The organism is Microbulbifer aggregans (assembly GCF_001750105.1).
Classification (GTDB): Bacteria; Pseudomonadota; Gammaproteobacteria; order Pseudomonadales; family Cellvibrionaceae; genus Microbulbifer; species Microbulbifer aggregans.
This window is the reverse complement of sequence record NZ_CP014143.1, coordinates 1117592-1139827: the sequence shown is the minus strand read 5'-3', so window position 1 is coordinate 1139827 and position 22236 is coordinate 1117592. Positions and strand designations below refer to the sequence as shown.

Genomic DNA, 22236 nt, shown 5'->3' with positions numbered 1-22236 from the left:
TCACCAGTTAACAGTTGCCTGGTACCGCCGGCAGCATTTGGGAGTTCGTCAGGCTAAGGTTCCCTGACCGATGTATACAAAAGTACACACAAGCCGTAGCGCGGTCAATTACAACTGATTACAAGGTTCGTTTTGGCGGGAAAAAGCTCCAGCTTTCTTTTTTCGCGCACCGCCATTGAGATGCGGAAGGATTATGTGCCGAGAGTCATTGCATGAAGCAGGACGCAGGCACTTCTGTGCTTTGCTGGAAGTAATGAACATACCGGACGACCCATCAGATCCGCATGAGTGCGCATAACCTGATACTCAATGTCGACAGCTACAAGGCGAGCCACTTCTTGCAGTATCCGCCGGGCGCGGAATACATCAGTAGCTATATCGAGTGCCGCGGTGGCGACTTTGCTGCTCCGGTCTTCTTTGGCCTGCAGGCATTCATCAAGGAATATCTTCTGACGCCGATTCACGCCGGCGACATTGATAAGGCGGAAACGGTACTCACAGCCCATGGGCTTCCGTTTCATCGACAGGGTTGGGAGCACATCCTGCACAGACACAATGGCCGGCTACCACTCGAAATCAGTGCCGTCCAGGAAGGGACGCCGGTACCGCTGCACAACGTCATGCTGCAGGTGGTCAATACCGATCCCGCGTGTTTCTGGCTCACCAGCTACATCGAAACGGCGCTGGTACGCGCTATCTGGTATCCGGTGACCGTCGCCACTCAAAGCCGGGAGATCAAGAAGATCCTCGCCCATTACCTCGATGACACTGCCGGTAGTCGTGCCGGTCTCGAGTTCAAGCTCCATGACTTCGGCGCCCGCGGTGCCAGCAGCCTCGAGTCCGCCATGCTTGGAGGCATGTCACACCTGGTGAACTTCCAGGGTACCGATACGGTTTCCGCACTGGTCGCAGCGCGACGATTTTATGGGGCTGACATGCCGGCCTTCTCCATCCCCGCCGCAGAGCACAGCACCATGACCGCGTGGGGGAAGGATCGCGAAGACCAGGCCTACGCAAATATGTTGCGACAGTTTATCGGCCCGGATCAGGTTGTGGCTGTGGTCAGTGATAGTTATGACCTCTGGCATGCGATCGAGAATATCTGGGGTGGCACCCTCAAAGATCAGGTGATCAATAGTGGCGGTACCCTGGTGGTGCGCCCGGATTCCGGTGACCCGGTGTCGATTGTGACCGAGAGCCTCGAGAGGCTGATGCGCATTTTCGGTGCGCGGCAAAACGGCAAGGGCTACCGGGTTCTGCCAGATTTCATTCGCCTGATTCAGGGCGACGGCGTCTCGCGCTTTTCCATCCCCAAGATACTGGAGGCCATGAAGGAACAGCGAATCAGTGCCGAAAACATCACATTTGGCATGGGTGGTGAGCTGCTACAGAAACTTGATCGGGACACTCTGAGCTTTGCCATGAAGGCCAGCGCCATCTGTATCGATGGTAACTGGCATGACGTATGGAAAGATCCCGTGACCGGGCCCGAGAAAAAATCCAAGCGTGGCCGCCTGGCCCTGATCCGGGGGGAGACCGGGAAGCTGGAGACAATCCGGCTTGAAGCACTGAACCAGCGCACCAACCTGTTACAGCCGGTATACCGGGACGGGCGCCTGTTACGGGAAACCGGCTTCGACGAAGTTCGGCAACGCGCGCAAATCTGACAATAGTTGGCGCAATATTGACCACTTCTTCATTTTCATTCCACTTTCCCGCTCCCCCCCCTAAATCGGCTGCAACCACCTCAACTCAACTGATCCTCGCTTCAGCTCAACGACGACGGCTTTACAGGCAACTCTCCCCGGAAGGAACCTGAGTGTTGCTCAAAATTTTGTATCTCCGGCAGTGGCCGCGTGATGCGCTGACCGGCCACCACCATTGTGGTAGGTTGGATACACGGCTGGGACACTGACCCGGCGACCAGAGAACAATAACCAATACTCCCGGCACTACCGCCCTGCGGTGTACCGGGCTGGGGAGGACCATGCAGAGACGAGAATTCCTGAGGCTGGCCGGTGTCGGTGCCGGCGGTATCCTGCTACCCGTGTACGGAGCCCGCGTGACCGCAGCGGAGCTGACCCAAAATGGCATGGATGTGCGGCGCAAGAAGACGCTGGCGGATATCGTGCTGAATACCGCGCGCAAGGCCGGCGCCACCTATACCGATGTGCGTATCGGCCGCTACCTGAACCAGTTTGTCATCACCCGTGAAACCCGTGTCGAGAATATCGTCAACACCGAGTCCTTCGGTGCCGGTGTCCGCGTGATCGCCAACGGGACCTGGGGCTTTGCCGCCACCAACGACCTGACTGATGATGGCATCGCCCAGGCGGCGCGCCGTGCGGTAGCCATCGCCAAGGCCAATTCCAAGTACCAGGTGGAGCCGGTACAGCTGGCACCGGTGAAGGGTGTGGGCGAGGTAGCCTGGCAGACCCCGATCGAAAAAAATGCCTTCGAGGTGCCGGTCGGCGAGAAGGTAGACTACCTGATGGAGGTCAACAACAGTGCGCTCAAGGCGGGTGCCAGCTTTATCAACTCCTCCCTCTATCTGGTCAACGAGCAGAAGTATTTCGCCTCTAGCGACGGCTCCTACATCGACCAGGACGTACACCGCCTTTGGGCGCCGATGACTGTCACCGCAGTGGACAAAGACACTGGCGTGTTCAAGACCCGAGACGGCCTGAGCACTCCGGTGGGAATGGGATACGAGTACCTGGATGGCCGCGAGGAAGACAAGATCCTCGGCCAGACCACCCTGTATAAAAATTCCTATGATATGGCCGAGGATGCCATCCTCGCCGCCGATCAAGCCAAAGCCAAGCTCTCGGCGAAATCCATTGATCCTGGCAAATACGACCTGGTGCTGGAACCCCTGCACCTGCGGCTTACCATCCACGAATCAGTGGGCCATCCGCTGGAGCTGGACCGGGTACTGGGCTATGAGGCCAACTATGCAGGCACCTCCTTCGCCACACTGGACAAGTGGCGCAGTGGTAAATTCCAGTACGGCAGTGACAAGGTCAACCTGTTTGCCGATCGGACCCAGCCCGGATCCCTGGGTGCCGTCGGTTATGACGATGAAGGGGTAAAAGCCAAACGCTGGGACCTGGTCAAGGACGGCATCCTGGTGAACTACCAGGCTACACGCGATCAGGTCCACATGATCGACCAGGACGAATCCCACGGTTGTTCCTATGCCGACAGCTGGGACAGTGTGCAATTCCAACGCATGCCCAACGTATCCCTGGCGCCGGGCAAGGAGAAGTACTCCGTCGACGACATGATCCGCGATGTCGAAAAAGGCATTTACATTCTCGGGCGCGGCTCCTACTCCATTGACCAGCAGCGCTACAACTTCCAGTTCGGCGGCCAGCTGTTTTACGAGATCAAGAACGGGGAGATTGTCGGCCAGGTTGAAGATGTCGCCTACCAGTCGAATACCCAGGAATTCTGGAATTCCTGTTCCGCTATCTGCGATGAGAGTGATTACCGCCTCGGTGGCACCTTCTTTGATGGCAAGGGCCAGCCCAGCCAGGTGAGCGCAGTCTCGCACGGCTGCGCCACCACTCGCTTTGACAAAATCAATGTGATCAATACCAAGCGTAATATTTCGTAGGACACTGTTCGGGCAACTGCCCCGTCAAAAGAATAAGTAACCGGAGAAAAAATAATGGCAATCCTGACCAGAAGTGAAGCGAAAGGCATTCTCGACAAGGTGCTGAAGTACAGCCGCGCCGATGGTGCCAGTGCACAGCTGACCGGCGCCGAAACTGGCAACATCCGCTACGCCCGCAACAGCGTTTCCACCAGTGGCATTGTGGATAATATCGAGCTGGCCGTTGAGGCCCGCTTTGGCAAAAAGTCCGGTGTCGCGACCATCAATGAGTTCAGCGATGCTGCCCTGGAAAAAGTCATGCGACGCGCTGAAGAGCTGGCGAAGCTTTCTCCAGACAACCCGGAAGCCATGCCACTGTTAGGTCCACAGAAATACATGGACGTCAGAGCCTTTGCCAAAGGCACTGCCAACATCACCCCGGAGCAGCGCGCCAAGGCCGCGGCCGATTCCATCATGGCCGCCAAGAAAGACAAGGTGGTCGCAGCCGGCTATCTGGAAGACGACCGCTCCTTTGCCGCAGTTGCCAACACCGAGGGGCTGTTCGGCTATCACGTCGCCACCTCTGCCAATTTCACCGTAACCATGCGCACAGAGAATGGGCTGGGTTCCGGTTGGGCCGAGAGCGACGTGACCGACTTTGATGATATGAGCACCGCCATGACTTCCGGTATTGCCATCGACAAGGCCGTGCAGTCACAGGAAGCCCGTGCGCTCGAACCCGGTAAGTACACCGTGATCCTGGAACCCAATGCCGTCTCCGGACTGCTGGGCTACATGATGTATAGCTATGACGCCCGCAATGCCGACGAGGGCCGCAGCTTTATGAGCAAGAAGGGCGGCGGTAACCGGCTCGGTGAGAAAATGTTCGACAAGCGCGTGCATATCTACTCGGATCCCGCCGACGCCAATGTGCCCGCTACGCCATGGTCCGAGGAAGACCATATGGCCCTGCAGCGCATCGACTGGGTCAAGGATGGTGTAGCTACCAATATGCCACGCAGCCGGTATTGGGCCGAAAAGAATGAGGAAGAGGCGATCCCGACTCCCGGCAACCTGATCATGGTCGGCGGAGACAAGAGCACCGAGGAAATGATCAAAAATACCCGCCGCGGCATTCTGGTGACTCGCACCTGGTATATCCGCATGGTGGATCCACAATCCCTGCTGCTGACCGGCCTGACCCGCGATGGCACTTTCTATATCGAGAACGGCAAGATCAAGTATCCGGTGAAAAATTTCCGCTTCAACGAGAGCCCGGTAATCATGCTCAACAACATTGAGGAGATGGGCCAGGCCAAGCGTGTGGGCATGTGGGGCTTCTCCGCCATGGTGCCGGCACTGAAAGTGCGCGATTTCACCTTCAGCAGCCTTTCAGACGCGGTTTAACAGCGCCAGCCAACATGAGGACCTGACATGGACAGAAGAAAATTTCTCCAGTTGAGTGGCGCCGGCGCCGGTATATCCATGCTGCCGTTCTCCGGCAACCTGATTGCCGAGAGCCAGCTGACCACCAACGGCATTGACCTTTCCGTCAAGAAAGAGCTGGCCGATGCCGCTCTGAACACCGCCACCAAACTCGGGGCTACCTATGCCGATGTACGTATCGGCCGTTACCTGAACCAGTACGTGCTGACCCGCGAGCTGCAGTTGCAGAATGTGGTCAATACCGAGTCTATCGGCATGGGCGTGCGGGTGATTGCCAATGGCACCTGGGGTTTCAGTGCCACCAATGACATGACCGTCGACGGTATCGCGAAGGCTACCCGCAAGGCCGTGGCCACCGCCAAGGCCAACTCGAAGCACCAGAGTGAACCGGTGCAACTGGCAGAGCAAAAAGGCTTTGGCGAAGTAAGCTGGAAAACCCCGATCCAGAAAAACGCCATGCAAGTACCCCTGGCGGAAAAGATCGACTTGCTGATGGAAGTCAACAAGTCGGCCCTGGATGCGGGCGCCAGTTTTATCAATTCCAGTCTCTACCTGGTCAACGAGCAGAAGTACTTCGCTTCCACCGACGGCTCCTATATCGACCAGGATGTACACCGTCTGTGGGCGCCGATGACCGTCACTGCGGTGGACAAGAAAAGCGGCGGCTTCCGCACCCGCAACGGCCTGAGCCAACCGGTCGGCCGCGGCTTCGAGTACCTGGATGGCCGCGCCGAAGACAAAGTGCAGTCACAGACAGTGCTTTATCGCGATTCTTACGACATGATCGAGGATGCGAAACTGGCCGCACAACAGGCACAGGAAAAGCTCACCGCCAAGTCGGTGAAACCCGGCAAGTATGACCTGGTACTCGATCCGAGCCACCTGTGGCTCACCATCCATGAGTCTGTCGGTCACCCGCTGGAGCTGGATCGCGTGCTCGGCTACGAGGCCAACTACGCGGGCACTTCGTTCGCCACTCTGGACAAGTGGCGCAGCGGCAAATTCCAGTATGGCAGTGACAAGGTCAATCTCTTTGCCGACAAAGTGCAACCCGGCTCCTTGGGTGCCGTCGGCTATGACGACGAAGGCGTTCAGACCGGCCAGTGGGATCTGGTGAAGGATGGCATCCTGGTGAACTATCAGGCCACCCGCGACCAGGTACACATGCTCGGACAGGAAAAGTCCCACGGCTGTTCGTACGCCGATGACTGGTCCAGCGTGCAATTCCAACGTATGCCGAACGTTTCGCTGCTGCCGGGTAAAGACGAGCTGAGCTTGGACGAGATGATCAAGGATGTGGAAAAGGGCATCTACATCATCGGTGCCGGTTCTTTCTCCATCGACCAGCAACGCTATAACTTCCAGTTCGGCGGCCAGCTGTTCTACGAAATTGAGGATGGCAAGATCACCGGCATGTTGGAGGATGTTGCCTACCAGTCCAATACACAGGAGTTCTGGAACTCCTGTTCACAGATCTGTGACAAGCGCGACTACCGCCTGGGTGGCTCCTTCTTTGATGGCAAGGGCCAGCCGGGCCAGGTAAGCACTGTCTCCCACGGTAGCTCCACTACGCGCTTTGACGGCGTTAATGTGATCAACACCAAGCGCAAGCTCGGTTAACACCAGTGACGGGCAGTAGGGCCTGCATGCAGGCCTCTACTGCCCGGTACTTTTTCTCTACAAGCTGTTCCAGAGTAGTAAGCGTGTCCCTTTCCCGTCGGCACTTCTTAAACCAACTATTGCTCAGCTGCAGCGCCCTGGCGCTGCCAGCAGGTGCACGCGCGGAGCCTGGGGAATATTACGATTTCTATTTCACACGCCTGATGTACGAATCCGGCGACTGGGACGTGGACCAGCGCATGCCGTCCAATGTGCTGAACTCGCTGATCGAATATACCAACCTCAAAGTCGACCCCAGGGAACGCATCGTGCCGCTGGCAGACTCTGCCATGTTGCTGGCACCGTTCTGTTATCTGGCCGGGCACAAGCTGGTGGAATTTACTGCGGCAGAGGCGCGCAACTTCCGCGATTATGTCAACCGGGGCGGCTTCGTCTTCGTGGACGACTGCAACCACGATATCGATGGCCTGTTTGCCAAGTCCTTTGAAGCACAAATGGTGGAACTGTTCGGCGATGGCTGCCTGCAGAAACTACCTGAGGATCACGAACTCTATCGCTGCTTTTTCGAGTTCGACGAGCTGCCGGTCACCAGCTTCGAGCTGAATGGCTGGGGGGATGACCTGGTACATGACTATCTAAAAGCCATTGTCATCGATGGTCGTATCGCGGTGCTTTACAGCAACAAGGATTTCGGCTGTGAGTGGGACTATGACTACCGCAACAAACGCTGGCTTGCGATCGACAATACGAAATTCGCGGTCAATATCGTTATCTACGCATTAACCACGTGAACAAACATGGAAACTGAAACCCGCACCACAACCGAGAGCGGCGTCGAGCAAACCCTGTCGGCATTAGACCAGCTACGGGACGAAATCAGTCGTGTCATCGTCGGCCAGAGGGAGGTGGTGGACCAACTGCTGATCTGCCTACTGGCCCGCGGCCACGCGCTGCTGGAGGGCGTACCCGGTCTGGGCAAGACGCTGCTGGTAAAAACCCTGGCACAAGCCACCGAGCTGGATTTCAAGCGGGTGCAGTTCACCCCTGACCTGATGCCAGGGGATATCCTCGGTACCGAAATCCTGGAAGAGGATCACGGCACCGGCAAACGCTTCTTCAAGTTCCAGCGCGGCCCCATCTTTACCAATATCCTGCTGGCGGACGAGATTAACCGCACTCCGCCGAAAACCCAGGCGGCCCTGTTGGAATCGATGCAGGAATACGCGGTGACCATGGCCGGGGAGACCATGGCGCTACCGCGTCCCTATTTCGTGCTGGCGACACAAAACCCGATCGAGCAGGCGGGTACCTACCCCCTGCCGGAAGCGCAGCTGGACCGTTTCCTGCTCAATATCCATATCGATTACCCGGGCGAGGAAGACGAAATCGCCATCCTCCGCGGCACCACCGGCGGTGAGGCGGAAACGCCGTCACCCTGCCTCGACGGCCACGCCATCATCGAGATGCAGCGACTGGTGCGCGAGGTACATATCAGCGACGACCTTTACGGTTATATTGCCCGGCTGGTGCGTACCTCCCGCCCCGTCACGGGTTCTAAGGGGGGTAAAGACTCATCCCTGGGCCAGTGGATCCAGTGGGGTGCCGGGCCCCGCGCCGGCCAGGCACTGGTCTTGGCGGCCAAGGCCCGCGCGCTCCTGAATCAGCGGCTGGCGGTGACCCGCGCGGATATTCGCGCATTGCTGCTGCCAGTGCTGCGCCACCGCATCCTGCTGAGCTTCCACGCCCAGGCTGAAGGTGTCGGTATTGAGCGTGTGATCGACGAACTGCTGCGGGCCTGCCCGGAGCCGGGGCAGGACTGAACCCGTGGAGCTGTTGGACCCGCTGACGCTCGCCCGCACCCGCGACCTGGCATGGTTATCGCGGCATCTTGCCGCGGGCGTCATGCTGGGTGCGCAGCACAGCCAGCGCCGCGGCGCCGGGCTGGAATTCCAGCAGTACCGCAGCTACCAGCCCGGCGATGCCATCAACCATATCGACTGGAAGCTTTTCGCGCGCTCCGACCGCTACTATGTGCGCGAGGCCGAGCAGGAAAGCCAGATGCATGTCTGCTTTGTCCTCGACGCCAGCGCCTCCATGGCCCAGCCCAGTTTTGCCGTGCCGGAACTCACCAAACTGCAATTCGGGAAATGCTGGATCGCCACCCTGTGCTGGTTGTTGCAGGCCCAGGGCGATCGCTGTTCCCTGCTGGTACTGAACGACGTGGACCTGCGTCGCGTTCCTGCCGGCCAGGGGGAGGCCCACCACCACCGTATCGCGCTGGAACTGCAGCGCAGCCAGGCTGCGGGCCACTGGCCGGGTGCGGCTGAACTGCAACCACTCTGGTCCCAGTTCGACACCAACTGCCAGGTGGTGCTGGTCAGCGACTTTTTCGAGCGCGGACAGGAAATCAGTGATTTCGCCGTGCGGCTGCATGCTGCCGGCCGCCCCTGCCTACCCCTGCAGCTACTGGTGGAAGCGGAAGAAACCTTCCCGTTCAGCGGCGAATTGCGGGTGCGTGATCCTGAGTCCGGCGCTGCCGGTTCGCGGCTGCGGGAAGTGGATGCGCACAGCCAGCGAGCGCAGTACCTGGAGGCATTCACCCGGGCACAGCAGTCCCTGGCAGCGGGCTTCGCCGGGCGTCAGAGCCCGCTCACCAGCGTACAGATCGAGCGCCCGCTGACGGATGGCCTGCAACGCTTCGTCCACCTGCACTCGCGGATTGCCTGATATGGGGAACAGCTGAGATGTCGTGGTTACCCTGGAGCTGGCAATCCCCGCAGTGGCTGTGGCTGCTGCTGGTATTACTGATCCCGCTGCTGATCCACTTGCTGCAGCGCAGTGCGCCGCGGGAAATCACCTTCGCCGCCGTCCAGTGGCTACAGCGCCGCCCGCCGCAGAGCTGGAAACGCCTGCAGCTGCGTGATACCTGGCTGTTGTGCCTGCGGCTACTGCTGCTGGCGCTGCTGGTCGTACTGCTGGCGACACCATTGCTGGAGCAGCGGGAAGAGGCCGGCCCGCTGCTACTGGTAGACCCGGCGGTGACGCTCAGCGAACTGGGCGCATTTACCGAATCGAAAGGACCATTCGCGCAAATACTATGGCTGCAGGCGCAGCCAACACCGGTCGCCGATAGCGATCGCCGTGTACACGACAGCTGGCACAGCCTCTCCACACTGGCGGCAGAGCCCCGCTATCGCCGCGCACACATTCTGCTCGACCCGGGTACGGCCACCGGTTACCGCGCCCTGCGCTACAGCCCCCACTGGCAATGGCATACCACCGCCTCTACCGGCAGTGACTCGATTGAAGATCATACCCCCACGCCTTCCATCGCAATCATCGGCGATGCACCTGCCTGGCTGGCGCCGGCCCTGCAGCAGCTAGGGGAGAGCGGTACCGCCCGGCTGGAACCGCAGTTACTGTCGGACCCGGGATTACTGGATCCGCAGAAATTCGACTGGCTACTCTACAACCGACCGGGCCTACTGCCGGAGGCAGCACTCTCATTCGTACGCGCAGGTGGACTGCTGCTGAGCGACAGCTCGGTGACAAACCCAGAGACACTCAACTTTGTGCCTCTTGCCGATGATGGCGGACCCTCTCGCGAGGCGGTAGCGCTGGGGCGCGGCAGCTGGCTGCGCTACCGGGGCAACTGGCAGGACGCGGCCTTCTTCCGCCGCACCCGGCTACCGGAGCAGCTATGGCTACAGTGGTCGCAGCAGGACTGGCCGTTTCAGGCAGCGCAGCAACCGCGCTGGCCGGCAGGCAAACCACGGGGCCTACCCGTAGCCGACAGCGAGGTGACGCCTGTTTCCCGTGAGCCGCTGCAGCAGCCGCTGCTGCTGGCGCTGTTGCTGGTACTGCTGGCGGAGCGAGCGCTCACATTGTCGCGGAGGCAGACCCATGGGTAACCCGATGGCTCACGGCCCTTCCGCACCTTTACCCGCACCCCTGCCCGCCCCGCTGCACTGTGCGCGGCGCCGGTGGCGCGCGCGTGGCCTGACTCCGTATATCGTGCTGGCGTTGCTGATGGTATTGCTGGGCCTGGGAAGCTACAGCCTGCTGGGCTGGCCCCTGTGGGGCGGCGTCGGGGCCGCGCTGATTACCGGCCTGGGCGCCTGGCTTGATCGCCGCTGGCAGCCCAGCGACCGGGCCCTATGTGCGCTGCTGGACGCCCGCTACCCTCAATTACAGGACAGCACTGCCCTGCTGCTTGAACCTCCGGAATCGCTGCCACCGCTCGCCCGCCTGCAGCAGCAGCGCGCCTGCACCGCGCTGGAGCAATTGATGGCCGGTGGAGCACTGCAACACTTCCAACCGCAGGGCTGGCGACCTGCCATTCGCCTCACTCTGATCCTGTCTCTCGCAGTGCTGCTGGCCCCGGTGATGGTTTCGATATTTGCGCAGTGGATGGATAAGCCGGGTGACGGACAGGGCGAAACAGTCGCATCGGCACAAACGGATGAAGCGGACATGCCAGATACCATCCGCATTCGCAGCGCACAGGTTCTAGTAACGCCACCCGTGTACACCGGCCTGCCGCAGCGGCAACAGGCACTGCAGGTGAGCGCGCCAGAAAATGCCCGCGCGCAGTGGTTGGTGATCCTTTCGGACCCGGCGGAAGAACTGCAGATGCAGGCCGCGGATGCGGAGTTCGATTTTCATCCACAGGGAGAAGTCCCTACTAACCAATGGGTGCTGGAGCGCCAGCTCACAGAGAGTGACTTCTACCAGCTGGCGGTAACCCGCAACGGTCGTGAGATGCTGTTGCCGGAAATCCACAATATCGAGGTGACCCCGGACCGGGCGCCGCAATTCGACTTTAGCCTGCCTCGCGATAGCCTGACGCTAGTGAACAGCGAGTTGGCTTCCGGTGATGCGTCGCTGCGGGTGGTCGCCACAGTGGAAGACGACTTCCATGTCGGGGACACCGCGCTGGTGGTGACCCTGGCCAGCGGCAACGGTGAGAACGTGCGCTTTCGCAACGAGCGCATTCTCCTGCAACCAGTCTCCGCCGATGGATCGCGACAGCGCTTTGAATTCCAGGTACCGGTGGAGCGGTTCGCGATCGAGCCCGGCGATGAGCTCTACTGGTTCCTCGAAACCTCCGACAACCGCGCTCCCACTGCCAACGTCGCCTCAAGCCAGCGCTTTATCCTGCGTTGGCAGCAGGAAGAAATCTTCGGCCTGAGTGATGCCGAGGGCATGGCGATCAAGGTGATGCCGGAATATTTCCGCAGCCAGCGCCAGCTGATCATCGACACAGAAGCGCTGCTGGCGGACAAGCCGGAAATCTCCCCGGACGAATTCCGCAAGCGCGCCGAATCCCTGGCCTATGAACAGAACCTGCTGCGTATGCGCTATGGCAAGTTCCTCGGCGAGGAGGACTCGGCCATGGAGCAACAGGATGACTCCGGGATGGCGCACCGCGACGGACCGGGACATGACGAAGGACATGCTGATGCCGGGCCAGGCCATGACGAGCACGGGGGCGGCAAGAGCGACGGACATGCCGGTGAAAGTAGCGGTCCGCAGCAGGAAAGCGCACGCTTTGGCGACGCTGCCGGTATTGTCGCTTCGGCGGGTCACCAGCATGACAATTCCGAGCATGCCACCCTGTTCGATCCGCAGACGAAGGAACTGCTGCGCAGCGCTCTCAATGCCATGTGGAGTTCCTGGCGCGAGCTGTCGATCGTGGAACCACAGGCGTCATTACCCCACCAGCATCTCGCGCTGCGGTATATCAAGGAAGTACAGCAGGCGTCGCGCATTTATCTGCAACGCGTCGGTTTTGAGCCCCCGCCCATTGATGAAGAGCGCCGCCTGACCGGCGAGCGCGACGAGGTAACACCACCACAGGTTGCAGCCAGTTTCGACGCCCCTGACCGCACCAGGCTCGAATCCATCCTGCGCAGCCTGCTGGCCGGCGATACCCCAACCGAGGAAGACCTCGCCGACCTGCCGGCATTGCTACAAGCTGCACAGCAGTCCGCTCCGCAACTCCCAGGGGAACATCTGGAAATCAGTAAGGCCCTGCGTCGGTTCCGTCAGGACCCGGCGTGTATCCAGTGCCGACGGCAACTGCAGGCCCAGCTCTACCAACTGTTGCCGCCCCCGACAGCGGCGCCGTCTGTGCCAGTCACTGGCGATAGCAACGGCAGCTATACCGACTGGATGCGTGCCGCCAACACGCGCAAAGGACAAGCGGGACAAAGCGGGGAGATGCGATGAGCTGGTGGATCACCGCAACCTGTATCACCGGCGCCCTGTTATCACTCATTCTGGTCGCCCGACGTCGTACTTCGCCCCACCGGCGCGCCGCTGCCGCACTGCTGCAGCTCGCTATCTGGCTGAGCGCGTGGCTGCTGGTTGAGCCACCGCAACTCCTACCCGCGCCCAGCGCCGCGGTACTGGATAGTGAACGCCTGGCTGCCAGCAATGACTTGCCCCCGGCAACGGGGGGCGCGCGCCAGGCGATCATACCGGCGCTCGTAGATGGTGAACTTGCCGCACTGCCGGCACTGGCGGTGAGTGGCACTGGCTTGTACCGGGAACAACTCATAACGCTTCCACCGGTGCGACTGGCGAGGGAAAACACTGATCCCGCAGTCGCCGCGGACGATGGCTGGCTGCCGCGCTGGTCACAGCGGTTAACCCTGGGCCAGGAGCTTTCCCTGCAGCTGTCCTTGCCCGCCGAACTGCCCGCAGGTACCCCGGTGAAGCTGCTCAATCCCTTCGACACCGTGGTAGCGGAAACCACTGTCGGGACTACCGCCGGCACTGCCAGTAGCGTCAAAAGCATCAAACTGGCAGATACACCACGACTGGCCGGGCGCTGGGAATACCAGGTGCAGCTGGGAGAGGGCCAGACGGCATGGCGTGAACCTGTGCCGGTGCAGGTGGATCGGCACGAGCAACCCAGGATATTGCTGTGGCTGGCCCGGCCGGGTTTCGAGTCCGCCGCCCTGTCCCGCTGGCTGCGGGAATCCGGTGTCCCGGCCAGGGTCGTGACCCGACTGGCTCCCGGGATCGAACGCACCCGGAATCTGAACGGGTTCGACGGCGGCAGTCGCGCCCCATTGGACCCCGCCAATGATTTTGATCTGCTGATCCTCGACAGCCAGCTGTGGCCGCAACTGAAACCGCGCCAGCGAGAACAATTGCAGCAAAGGGAATCGATCTTATGGCTGGTGGGCGACGAGACACCAGACAGCTTCATCGACTATGCCCGCGCAAACGGCATGCTGCTCGAGCGTGGCGCCGTCACCGAATTGCGGGTGCCCTCCGCTGACCGTGAGACCCCGGCCCTGGGCACCACCGGTTTCGGGCCCGCTGCACTGCAGCCCGCTGACCACTTACTGCGGGGTACCCACATCGGCCCTGCCAGTACCGATCAGCTTGCGCTCTACTGGGGCCGCGCGAAGACCGATGGGGCGCTGGGGTTTGTATTTTTCCGCAACAGCTATCGCTGGATTACCGCCGGCTACAACGATGCGTTTGCACGCCTTTGGCAGGAGGTACTGGAGCCGCAACTGGCCTATCTGGGGCGCGGGGTGCCGGTGGCAGTACGCGAGGCAATGCCCCGCGCGGGCTACCGGGTAACCCTGTGTAGTGGAGGGTTCACCAGTAATGCTCCGACACTGTCTGCGGTCGACGGCGAACACCGTCTCGAGGGGACGCCGGCCGCTCAAGGCTGTTACGCCTACTGGCCACGCGAGCATGGCTGGTACCGACTTGAGGGGATAAACGAGAAAGGCGTGGCACCTTTCAGCCTGTATGTCTTCGCGGCCGATGCCTGGCCAGCCTGGCAACGTTCGCTGAAAGCGGAAGCGACAAAACAGATGGCCACCGCGAGGCTGGGGCCCTCCCCCGACTCACCCGCACCGGCCCGGCCCCTGCCCCGCCACTGGCTGGGGCTGCTACTGACCTGCCTGCTGGCAATCAGCTGGTGGGGGGAGCGGAAACTTAAACGCTGACGCCAACAGCGGCCGCATTGAATCCGCCGGGGGATAGCCTGAACCCTAATCTCCGGACGGCTCGCCTCGGTGATCAACGAAGATCAGCCGGTCAGTGTCGTAACCCAGCTCGCGCGCCTTTTGCAGTAACGGCTTGAGTTCTGCCCCGGGAATTGTTGGCTCGCGGGACAGCAGCCACAGGTAGTCGCGATTGTAGCCAGTCACCATCGCGTGGCGATAATTCTCATCCAGCGCCACCACCACGTAGGAAGCGTAAAAGGGCCCGAAGAAAGACACCTCCAGGTGGCCGGTGCCCGGGTCACCGGCAAATTTCGCCCGGCCTACGGCTTCCTTCCACTTGCCGTCTTCCACCAAGTAACCCCGATTCACCACCTTTACCGAGCCGTCATCATTGAGACTGTACTGGGCGGTGACATGGCTCATCCCGCGCTCGAAGGAGTGATCGAGTCGCGCGATCTCGTACCACTTCCCCAGATAGCGATTCAGCTCAAACCCCTGCACGGGCTCGACATTCTCTGGCAAACCGGTGCAGGCCGCGAGCCACAGGCAAAAGGGCAACAGCCACTTCTTCATGGAAAGGCTCCTACTTCTTACAACTGGCACAAATGCAGAGGCCACCCTCAAGGGTGGCCTCCACGTCACTCAGTGTAGTTGAGCGCCAGCGAACGTGGCACCTCAGGCTGATTGAGCATTACTTTTCCACAAAGGCGCGCTCGATCACGTATTCGTGGGGGATGCCGGCGCGGGTCTCGCGGAAGCCCCAGTCGTCCAGAATACTGGTCAGCTCCTTCAGCATCGCCGGACTGCCGCACAACATGAAGCGGTCATCCTCCAGAGTTGGCTTGGGCACCCCCAAGTCCTCGAACAGCTTGCCGGAACGCATCAGGTCGGTGAGGCGGCCGGTGTTCTTGTAGGGCTCGCGGGTCACCGTCGGGTAGTAGCGCAGCTGGTCGCGCACCATCTCACCAAAATACTCGTGGTTTGGCAGTTCTTCTTCGATGTGGTCCTGGTAGGCCAGCTCCGACACGTAACGCACACCGTGGGTGAGGATCACCTGGTCGAAGCGTTCGTAGACATCCGGGTCCTTGATGATGCTCAGGAACGGCGCCAGGCCGGTACCGGTAGACAGCAGCCAAAGGCGCTTGCCCGGCAGCAGGTGGTCTGCCACCAGGGTACCGGTGGGCTTGCGGCTGACGAAGATCTCATCCCCCGGCTGAATCTTCTGCAGGCGCGAAGTCAGCGGGCCATCCGGCACCTTGATGCTGAAAAACTCCAGCTCATCCTCATAGTTGGCGCTGGCGATGGAATAGGCCCGCAACAGTGGGCGGCCGTTATCCTGCGGCAGGCCGATCATCACAAAGTGGCCGTTTTCGAAGCGGAAGCCCGGATCCCGGGTGGTCTTGAAACTGAACAGGGTGTCGTTCCAATGATGAACTTCAAGCACCCTTTCTATATTCAAATTAGACATTGATTTAGAACCACTTATTCCTGAAATCTCTTAATAATTGAATTCTAGCGCTGGAACAAGTATCGGCAAAATGGGATATTTCGATATTGCTTATATTCTTTTTCGATAACGAAAACCCCTACTGATGCGCTATACCCTCCGCCAGCTCGAGGTATTCCTCGCCTGCGCCCACCACGAGAACGTGAGCCGTGCAGCGGCCAGCCTCAGCATGTCCCAGTCTGCCGCCTCCACGGCGCTGAAGGAGTTCGAACAGCAGTTCGAGCTGCGCCTGTTCGAGCGCACCGGCAAACGCCTGCGCCTCAACGAGCTGGGTCGGCAGTTGTGGCCTCGGGCGGAGGAGCTGCTGGAGCGGGCCCGCGAACTGGAGCAGACCCTCGCGGCCCACGGCGACCTGGGCCGGCTCAAGATCGGCGCCACCCTGACCATCGGCAACTACCTGGCCGCCGCAGTGATGGCCCGTTACATGGCAGAGCAGCCGGGCACCCGTGTAGAGCTGGAAGTCGCCAATACCGCCGCGATTGCCGATAAGGTGCTGGGCTTCGAACTGGATCTGGGGTTGCTCGAGGGTGAACTCAACCACCCGGACCTGGAGATGATCCCCTGGCGGGACGACGAACTGGTGGTGTTCTGTGCGCCTGAGCATCCCCTCGCGGAAAAAGAGCGCCTGACAGATCGCGATCTCTGCAGCGCCACCTGGATCCTGCGCGAGCCCGGTTCGGGCACCCGCCAGACCTTCGAGCGCGCCGTCTCCGGGTTGCTGCCCAAGCTGCATATCCTGCTGGAGCTGCAGCACACCGAGGCGATCAAGCGCGCGGTGGAAGCCGGGCTGGGCATCAGCTGCCTGTCCCGCGTGTCCCTGTCGGATGCATTGCGCCGCGGTTCACTGGTGGAACTGCGTGTGCCGCAACGGGACTTCCGCAGAGTGTTCCATTTCGTTCTGCACAAACAAAAATATCGCAGTGCCGGTATCGAGCGCTGGCTGGAGCTATGTCGGCAGGTCAGTTGATCGTCGGCCAATAAAAAAGCCAGCCCCGAGGGGGCTGGCTTTTCTGCAGTCACCGGTTCCGGGGACTTACTTGACCGGGATCAGCTGGGCTTTCAGCTCTTCCGGTACCTGGTCGATGGAGGCAATGGTCAGGCTGTCGACACTATTTCCCGCAGTAAGAGCGTGCATTTTTACATGCGCAGTTTCCGGCAGTTTCCACATGGCACCGGTGGCAGGATCCACGATCAACATACCAGCAATGCCGCCAAACAGGATATTGCCCCAGTACCATCCATCAATGCCGGCCTTGAGCTGGAAGCTCTGCTCGTTGTAACCGGCCATCTGGTATTTGATGGTGTAAGTGGAGGAAGAGAAGAAACCATCGGAGGCATCCAGCGTGATGGTGTCCGGAGTGACGCCGGAGTGAACGTCCAGCCCGGCTTCGTTAACCACAGAGAAGTTGGCACCGGAAGGGGTGCTGGCGATGGTTACCGGATACTTGCTGTCGCTGACGATGCTGGCACAGCCACTGGCCAGGGTCAGTGCGGCGATGGAGGCCCCCAAGGCAATTTTCTTGAACATGTTCTTTCCTAGAATTGTTTTTTTCGAACGGCTGGTCGCATAAAGCGCCAGCCGGGCGGCAGACTAGCATGAACTGGTTCACATCTGGCACTTTTTTCATTACACGGCATTACAGGCCGTCACCCGGTATCAGGCCCGCACGGACCGCCCCTCCCGACGCGCATCCAGACGCCGCAGGAACTCCTGCAGGATAAGCCGGTAAAGCTCCCGTCCCAGATACTTGTCCTCGACACCGCTGTCGATGGAAGGGTTGTCATTCACCTCGATCACATAGCCTTTGCCACCGGCTTCCTTGACGTCGACGCCGTAGAAACCATCGCCAATAGGTTTGGTCGCCTTGAGGGCTGCCTGCAATACGGCTTTGGGTACCTCGAAAGTCGGCAGGGTGGTAAAGCCGCCGCTGCTGGTTTTACCGTCGCCGTGGTTATAGATCTGCCAGTGGTTCTTGACCATGTAATAGCGGCAGGCATACAACGGTTTGTTGTTGAGCACACCGATGCGCCAGTCGAACTCCGTGTACAGGAACTCCTGGGCCAGCAGCAGGCTCGACTCCTCGAACAGTGCATTCAGACTTTCCCGCAGCTCGCCCTCGTCCTGCACCTTGACCATGCCCCGGGAAAAGGAACCATCGGGAATCTTGATCACCATCGGCAAACCCAGTTCCTCCACCGCTGTGCGGATGCCCTCCTCGTCGCCGCGGTGCAGGATCCGTGTCCGCGGCGCGGGCACCTTGTGGGTAGCGAAAAGATCGGCGAGGTAGATCTTGTTGGTGCAGCGCAGGATGCTGGAAGGATCATCCAGTACTACCAGCCCTTCCGCCTCGGCCTTCTTGGCGAAACGGTAGGTGTGGTGATCAATCGCCGTGGTCTCGCGGATAAACAGCGCATCGAATTCCGGCAGACGCATGTAATCGGCGGCGGTGATCATCTCGACGGCAAAACCCAGTTCCCGCGCCACGCTGGCAAATTTTTTCAATGCGGTGGCGTCGGAAGGCGGCAGGCGCTCTTCCGGATCGACCAGGATTGCCAGGTCGTAGCGGCTGTTCTCACTGCGCTTCGGCGTCCGCCAGACCTGATTGCTGAACCGGTCGAGGGCCCCTGCGAAGGCAGTTTCCTCCGGATCGCTCAGTCCACGGTGAGAGCAGATATGCAGATCGACGATTTCCCAATGGCCGGATCGACAGGAGAGATGCATTTCCAGCACCGGGCAGGGGAAGCGGTCGAACAACAACCGCGCCAGCGGCTGCAGGGCCCCCTCGGGGCAGAAACCGAAATAGGACTTCACCCGCAGTTCTGTCTCCTCTCCTTCCGGCAGCCGCAACTTGTTCAGTGCCGGCGCAACCCGGTTCAACTGCAGTTTGTACAGCTGCGGCACGGACAGGTCATTGAGCGTGCGGACACTCGGCAGCACCCGGTGGTTCCTGGCCTCCGCGAGCAGCGAGCAGTAGTAACCCTCGGCGCGGTAGTCGTAATCTGCGCACAGGTTGATGACCCGGACCCGCTGTGGGCGGGCAGACAACTGCAGATAGTCAGAAAAGGTGATGACGCGCTCGCTGGGATAGTAGGGCGCCCAGTCACTGGGCTGGTCGACGACGATAAGAACCTGGGACATTCGGCGGGTTGCCTCGGCAGAAAAAGAGACAGGCTGGACCGGCGAAAGATAGAGGAATTCTCATCCGGCTCCTATCTTTTTTTCGCGCTTTTGCTAATGTTGCCGGGCCGCAGTTTCGCGGTGTTCTGCGCCGCCCGAGGCGGTCATATCCATGCCCTCTCCCGACAAGTTTTCCTTCTCTATCCGGCCCGTCCGCACAGGCGATATAGCACCGCTTCATGCGCTCGAGCAGAGCTGTTTCGATACGGACAGACTCAGCCGCCGGCGGCTGCGCCACTGGGTGGCCGCCGACAACCGGGTTTTTCTGGTGGCGGAACAGGGCGACCAGCTGATCGGCTATGCGCTGGTATTACTGCGCCGCGGCACCCGTCTCGCCCGCCTCTATTCCCTCGCCGTGGCCGCTGCTGGTCGCGGCCGGGGCCTGGGCCGCGCTCTGCTATTAGCGGCCGAACAGGCCAGCGTCGAGAATGGCCGCCTGTTCATGCGTCTCGAAGTGGCGGCGAGTAATACGGCCGCGATCGGGCTCTACCACCAGCTGGGCTACCGGACCTTCGGCCACTACCCCGGTTACTACGAGGATGCCGGCGACGCACTGCGGATGCAGAAACGTATCCGCCACCGCTCCGATGACCTGCACAGCCTGCCAGTGCCCTGGTATGGCCAGACCACCGAATTCACCTGCGGCCCGGCCGCCGCGATGATGGCCATGGCGGCGCTGAGTGTGGACTACCGCCCGTCGGTCAGTGAGGAACTGGCCCTCTGGCGGGAGGCCACCACGATTTTCATGACCTCCGGTCACGGCGGCTGCCATCCGTTGGGGTTGGCGCTTGCCATGCAGCGGCGGGGCTACAGCTGTGCCGTTTACCTCAATCAGGCGACACCGCTGTTTATCGACGGGGTGCGTTCCGAGGAGAAAAAGGCGGTAATGCGGCGGGTGGATGCGGATTTCCGCACCGCAGCAGATGGGGCCGGGATACCGGTTTTGTGCGAGGACTTCACCCAGGAACAACTACAGCAGCTACTGCAGGAGGGAGCCCTGGCACTACTGCTGATCAGCACCTATCGCCTCGACGGCAAACGCGTGCCCCACTGGGTAACGTTGAGTGGCATCGATGAACGCTGTCTCTATGTGCACGATCCGGACAGCGACGACGGTCTCGATCCTCTGGAGAACCAGTACCTGCCCATTGCCCGCGACGATTTCGCCAGGATGTCGTTATTCGGGAAGGAGAGGCTGCGCACCGCCGTCGTGGTAAGAAAGCGGTGCGCGGAGAAGCCGCAGTAAGCGCAATTAGCGGGGAGCGGAGAAGAGCTCGCCGAAGAAATCGCCCTCGTACCAGGCGGGCTTGCGGCGTGCATCGGCCACTTCGCGGGCAATGGCGTAATTGACCTGGGCAAACTGTTCCGCTGCCACGTAGTCGACCTGCTCGTCTGCCTCGTCGGCGGGCTGGTGGTAACGCTCCTTGAAGAACGCGTTCTGCATCGCCGTGCCGTGCACGGCCCGATCCAGCGCCTCGCGGCCGGTAATCAGATAAATGGCCGGTACACCCTGGCGCACGAAGCTGTAGTGGTCACTGCGCACGAAGATCACCTGCTCCGGCATCGGGTCCGGACTCATTTTCAGGCCCGCCCGCTCTGCGGCCCGGGCAGTGGTTTCACCCAGGGTGGAGTGTTCGGCGCCGAAGGCGATGATGTCGCGGAACGGGTACAGCAACATGGGCATATCGAGGTTGATATTGGCCACCATGGAACTCGGCGGCACCGGCGGGTGCTGGGCGAAATAATCGGAACCCAACAGACCCTTCTCCTCCGCGGTCACAGCAACGAACAGCAGGGAGCGGCGCGGCGCGCGACCGGATTCCACGAACAGGCGGGCTGTCTCGAGCATCACGGCAATACCGGCAGCATTGTCCTGGGCGCCGTTATTGATCTGATCACCCTCGCCGTCATCCGTGCCGGTGTGGTCCAGGTGGCCCGTGAAAACCACGTACTCGTCCTTCAACTTAGGATCGCTGCCCGGCAGCATCGCCACCACGTTCGGGCTCAGCAGGGTCTCGTGGCTGGCGCCGCTGGTGAGAGAGGCGCTGTAAGGCAGTGGGAACCCGGCCGGGGTGAGGCCGTTTTCAATTTCAGTAAAGATAGTATCCAGACTCCGCGCAGCACCCATAAACAGCTGGCGCGCCGGCGGCATGTCCAGGTAAATGCCGGGGTGCAGACCGGTGATCGCATTGCCGGGCACATTGTCCGCATCGATCCAGTCGAAGTTGTCATCCCCGGCGTGCTTGGCGGAGCGGGCAAAGGGGGAACGCTGCTCCCGCTGCGGTGTGTTCAGGAGAATGTAACCCACAGCACCTTGACGCGCGGCCGCCTGACGCTTGGTGCGGGTGGCCGCATAGTGGGCGCCTACCTCGCTGGGCATGGTCTTGGGGCGCCCGCTCAGGATGACCACAATTTTGCCGTGCACATCCAGGCCGGCATAGTCATCAATACCGTACTCTGGCGCCTCGATTCCAAAGCCTACAAAGACCAGGGGTGCGGTTGTCTTCGAGTGCTCGCTCACCGTCGACGGCGAAGCGACGAAATCCTCCCCAAATTTGAAAGTGATATCGCCATCATTGCCGCGCAGGACCATGGTGGGCTCGCGTCCCCCCCAGCTGGCCCGCCGGAACGGCACCGGTTGCATAAAGCCCTGGCTGCCGGCAGGTTGCAGCCCCATGGCCTCAAATTGCTGGGCGACATACTCGGCGGCGAGGTTGTAACCCTCGGTACCCGTCTCCCGCCCGGCCAGCTCGTCCGAGGCCAGGTATTCGACATGTCGGCGCATGTTCTCTGCATCCGGAACCGGCAACGGCGCCGGTTGCAGGGTGGCACAGGCCACGAGGACGCCCAAAAACAGAGCGCCTGTCAGGGTGGTTATCTTCATCGGAAATCTTTCTGTCTTGCTTACCCC

The 22236-nt window shown here is 60.7% G+C and carries 17 protein-coding genes; 12 read left to right on the top strand and 5 right to left on the bottom strand.

Annotated features, from left to right (window positions below; translation table 11 throughout):
* Window positions 1–284 precede the first annotated feature (284 nt).
* The 10 genes from AUP74_RS04940 to AUP74_RS04895 all read left to right on the top strand — a co-directional run bounded on the left by AUP74_RS04940 (window position 285) and on the right by AUP74_RS04895 (window position 14640).
* Window positions 285–1667, top strand: coding sequence for a nicotinate phosphoribosyltransferase (locus AUP74_RS04940; protein ID WP_069946600.1), 1383 nt, complete (start codon window positions 285–287; stop codon window positions 1665–1667).
* A 320-nt stretch (window positions 1668–1987) separates the two neighbouring features.
* Window positions 1988–3619 carry a TldD/PmbA family protein gene (locus AUP74_RS04935; protein WP_069946599.1) on the top strand — a complete coding sequence of 544 codons (1632 nt, stop codon included), beginning with the start codon at window positions 1988–1990 and terminating at the stop codon, window positions 3617–3619.
* Window positions 3620–3673: 54 nt separating this feature from the next.
* Window positions 3674–5005 carry a TldD/PmbA family protein gene (locus AUP74_RS04930; RefSeq protein WP_069946598.1) on the top strand — a complete coding sequence of 444 codons (1332 nt, stop codon included), beginning with the start codon at window positions 3674–3676 and terminating at the stop codon, window positions 5003–5005.
* Window positions 5006–5032: 27 nt separating this feature from the next.
* Window positions 5033–6664, top strand: coding sequence for a TldD/PmbA family protein (locus tag AUP74_RS04925; protein ID WP_069946597.1), 1632 nt, complete (start codon window positions 5033–5035; stop codon window positions 6662–6664).
* 83 nt (window positions 6665–6747) lie between these two features.
* Window positions 6748–7455, top strand: a complete 708-nt coding sequence (locus AUP74_RS04920) for a DUF4159 domain-containing protein (RefSeq protein WP_069946596.1) — start codon at window positions 6748–6750, stop codon at window positions 7453–7455.
* Between the two features lie 6 nt (window positions 7456–7461).
* Window positions 7462–8484, top strand: a complete 1023-nt coding sequence (locus AUP74_RS04915) for an AAA family ATPase (protein WP_069946595.1) — start codon at window positions 7462–7464, stop codon at window positions 8482–8484.
* A 4-nt stretch (window positions 8485–8488) separates the two neighbouring features.
* On the top strand, window positions 8489–9391 hold the full coding sequence (locus tag AUP74_RS04910) for a DUF58 domain-containing protein (protein ID WP_069946594.1): 903 nt from the start codon (window positions 8489–8491) through the stop codon (window positions 9389–9391).
* Window positions 9392–9408: 17 nt separating this feature from the next.
* Entirely contained in the window at window positions 9409–10575 is a 1167-nt protein-coding gene (locus AUP74_RS04905; protein ID WP_069946593.1) for a BatA domain-containing protein, read from the top strand.
* Window positions 10568–12895, top strand: coding sequence for a hypothetical protein (locus AUP74_RS04900; RefSeq protein WP_069946592.1), 2328 nt, complete (start codon window positions 10568–10570; stop codon window positions 12893–12895). Before AUP74_RS04905 ends, AUP74_RS04900 begins: the two co-directional genes overlap by 8 nt.
* A complete protein-coding gene (locus AUP74_RS04895; RefSeq protein WP_069946591.1) occupies window positions 12892–14640 on the top strand; it encodes a hypothetical protein in 1749 nt (582 codons plus the stop codon). Before AUP74_RS04900 ends, AUP74_RS04895 begins: the two co-directional genes overlap by 4 nt.
* 45 nt (window positions 14641–14685) lie before the next feature.
* Here the strand turns inward: AUP74_RS04895 and AUP74_RS04890 are convergent, their stop codons facing one another.
* Window positions 14686–15213, bottom strand: a complete 528-nt coding sequence (locus AUP74_RS04890; RefSeq protein WP_069946590.1) for a lipocalin family protein — start codon at window positions 15211–15213, stop codon at window positions 14686–14688.
* Between the two features lie 118 nt (window positions 15214–15331).
* Entirely contained in the window at window positions 15332–16108 is a 777-nt protein-coding gene (locus AUP74_RS04885) for a ferredoxin--NADP reductase (RefSeq protein WP_069946589.1), read from the bottom strand.
* 124 nt (window positions 16109–16232) lie between these two features.
* Here AUP74_RS04885 and AUP74_RS04880 point away from each other — a divergent pair, with 124 nt between their 5' ends.
* The gene (locus AUP74_RS04880; protein WP_069946588.1) at window positions 16233–17114 is read left to right on the top strand and encodes a LysR family transcriptional regulator; all 882 of its coding nucleotides are present in this window, start codon (window positions 16233–16235) and stop codon (window positions 17112–17114) included.
* 66 nt (window positions 17115–17180) lie between these two features.
* On the opposite strand, the gene AUP74_RS04875 is transcribed toward AUP74_RS04880, so the two are convergent.
* Entirely contained in the window at window positions 17181–17675 is a 495-nt protein-coding gene (locus AUP74_RS04875; RefSeq protein WP_069946587.1) for a hypothetical protein, read from the bottom strand.
* Between the two features lie 129 nt (window positions 17676–17804).
* Entirely contained in the window at window positions 17805–19286 is a 1482-nt protein-coding gene (locus tag AUP74_RS04870) for a RimK family protein (protein WP_069946586.1), read from the bottom strand.
* 151 nt (window positions 19287–19437) lie between these two features.
* Between AUP74_RS04870 and AUP74_RS04865 the strand changes: the two genes are divergently transcribed.
* Entirely contained in the window at window positions 19438–20571 is a 1134-nt protein-coding gene (locus AUP74_RS04865; protein WP_069946585.1) for a peptidase C39 family protein, read from the top strand.
* A gap of 6 nt (window positions 20572–20577) precedes the next feature.
* Here the strand turns inward: AUP74_RS04865 and AUP74_RS04860 are convergent, their stop codons facing one another.
* Window positions 20578–22209, bottom strand: a complete 1632-nt coding sequence (locus AUP74_RS04860; protein WP_069946584.1) for a M28 family metallopeptidase — start codon at window positions 22207–22209, stop codon at window positions 20578–20580.
* Between the last annotated feature and the right edge of the window lie 27 nt (window positions 22210–22236).